Genomic DNA, 2653 nt, shown 5'->3' with positions numbered 1-2653 from the left:
CCCTCCCATCGCCCCTCAGACCACGGTCGGTGGTGACGCCTGCGACCGCGGCGCAAGGCGCGAGGCCGGCCAAGCGAGCGCCAGCATGGAGGCGCCGGCGATCAGGAACACCGCCTCGGCACCGACGTGCTCCGCCACGGCCGCCATCGCCACGGCGCCCACGGCCTGGCCGATGAAGAACGAGCTGGCAAACAGGGCGACGCCGGAGCCCCGTGCCTCGGGCGCGAGTTCCGTCGCCAGCAGCTGGAGCATGTTGTGGATCATGTAGAAGCCGAATCCCGACACCGCGAAGGCGGCTGCCGCCATGCCGAGACTGGGAACCAAGGCGGCGGCGATGAAGAACAGGCCCACGGCCACCGCCCCCATGCCGATCACGCCCTTGATGCCGAGGCGCCGGACCAGTCCCCCCACGCTCAATGAATAGCAGGCCCCGCCGAGCGCGAAGGCGCCGATCACCAGGCCGGCCTCGATCGCATCGCCGAGCCGGTGCGCCACCATCAGTGCGGCCACCAGCGGGAAGATGCCGAAGGTGAAGGCGCCTTCCACGGCCGCCACCGAGAACAGCTTGAGCGACAGCGGGTTGCGCAGGACGAGCCGGTAGCGCGCGAGCGCGGAGGAAAAGGAGAGCGGCTCGCGCGCCCGCTGCTCCGACATGAAGATCAGGCAGCCGACATAGCCGAGGGCCGACACCGCACAGGCGGTCCAGAACACCTGCCGCCAGCCCAGCCATTCGGCGATGAAGCCGGACGCGGTGGAGCCCATGAGCTGGCCGAGGATGAGGGCGAGCAGCACGCGGCTCAGCGCCACCGGCCGCTCGGCGAAGCTGGCGCGATCGCCCACCATGGCCAGCACCACCGGGATGATGCCGCCGGCGAAGGCGCCGGACACGATGCGGGCGACGAACAGGACCTCGTGGCTCGGCGCCAGCGCCGAGGCCGCCAGGCCCAGCGACAGGATGGCCAGATTGATGCGCACCAGGCGCACCTTGCCGAACGCATCGCCGATCGGCCCGAACACCAGCTGCATGGATGCGTAGGCGAGCGTGAACACCGAGGCCAGCGTCGCCACCTGCTGCAGGGTGATGCTCAGGTCCGCGGCCACCTGGTTGACCATGGGGTCGATGGCACGCATGGAGAACGCGCTCGCAAAGGTGGCGACGCCCAGGACGTAGAGATAGTTCATGTGAGCCGTGGGATGATCGCGGGAAGCGGGCGCGCGGACGGCGCGAGGGTGGTTTAGGGGTGGAGTTCGCGGGCCGCGAGGTCAAGCGGATGGCTGCATGGCTCATCGCCCAGACATCGCGCAAACGCATGGCTGCATCTAACCATTGACACGGCGCACAATATTTCTATGTTGCTATGCGTCGTCCGAGATATGTCGAATCCAAGCGCGCCGTCCGACGACCACTCGTCTGAGCCCGTACGGCACGGGACGTTCGATCGCGGCGCGCTGCCGCATCCAAAAGATGCAATGTCATTTTCCGAACTCGGCCTGAGCGAGAAGGTTCTCGCGGCCGTCGCAGACACCGGCTATACGCAGCCGACCCCCATCCAGGCTCAGGCCATTCCCCACGTTCTTGCGCGCCGCGACGTTCTCGGCCTTGCGCAGACCGGTACGGGCAAGACCGCCGCCTTCACCCTGCCCATGCTCACCCTCCTGGAGCACGGCCGGGCGCGTGCGCGGATGCCGCGCACGCTGATCCTTGAGCCCACCCGCGAGCTGGCCGCGCAGGTGGAGGAGAATTTCGTCCGCTACGGCAAGAACCACAAGGTGAACGTCGCTTTGCTGATCGGCGGCGTTTCCTTCGGCGACCAGGATTCCAAGCTCGTGCGGGGCGTCGACGTCCTGATCGCGACGCCGGGCCGCCTGCTCGACCATGTGGAGCGCGGCCGACTGCTGCTCTCCGGCATTGAGATCCTCGTCATCGACGAGGCCGACCGCATGCTGGACATGGGCTTCATCCCGGACATCGAGCGCATCTGCAAGCTCGTGCCCTTCACCCGGCAGACGCTGTTCTTCTCGGCCACCATGCCGCCGGAGATCCAGCGCCTGGTCTCGCAATTCCTGTCGAACCCGGTCCGGGTCGAGGTGTCGAAGCCCGCTTCCACCGCCACGACCGTCACCCAGATGCTCGTCGCCTCGCCGAGCGAGGACTTCGAGAAGCGCGACGTGCTGCGCGAGCTGATCCGCCAGTGCGAGGGCTTGCAGAACGGCATCATCTTCTGCAATCGCAAGCGCGACGTGGCGGTGCTGCATCGCTCGCTGCAGAAGCACGGCTTCAATGCCGTGGCGCTGCACGGCGACATGGACCAGCACGCGCGCATCAAGGCGCTGGACCAGTTCCGGGCCGGCGAGGCGACGCTTCTGGTGGCCTCCGACGTAGCCGCCCGCGGCCTCGACATTCCGGCGGTCAGCCACGTCTTCAACTACGACGTCCCGCACCATGCGGAGGACTATGTCCACCGCATCGGCCGCACCGGCCGCGCCGGGCGCTCGGGTACGGCCTATTCCATCGTCACCCATGCGGATTCCAAATCGCTGGCGGCGATCGAGAAGCTGATCGGCAATGGCGTGCCCTGGCACGGCGAGCCGCTCGGCGAAGCGCCGCCGCGTGAGCGCCGCGAACGCCGGGACGGCGGCCGCGAGGACGGCC

At 68.2% G+C, this 2653-nt stretch carries 2 protein-coding genes; one reads left to right on the top strand and one right to left on the bottom strand.

What is annotated here, in order from left to right:
- Positions 1-15 precede the first annotated feature (15 nt).
- Positions 16-1182: an MFS transporter gene (locus AC2W7M_RS23410; RefSeq protein ID WP_486135323.1), complete on the bottom strand. Its 1167-nt coding sequence runs from the start codon at positions 1180-1182 to the stop codon at positions 16-18.
- A 288-nt stretch (positions 1183-1470) separates the two neighbouring features.
- On the opposite strand from AC2W7M_RS23410, the gene AC2W7M_RS23405 reads away from it, so the two are divergent.
- Positions 1471-2653: DEAD/DEAH box helicase (locus AC2W7M_RS23405; RefSeq protein WP_486135321.1), on the top strand; the 1183-nt coding region annotated here is incomplete at its 3' end.

The sequence above is a fragment of the Xanthobacter sp. BG11Y11_SDJG genome, from assembly GCF_057364445.1.
The sequence above is the reverse complement of the archived record's forward strand: the minus strand, read 5'-3'. Positions and strand labels throughout refer to the sequence as shown.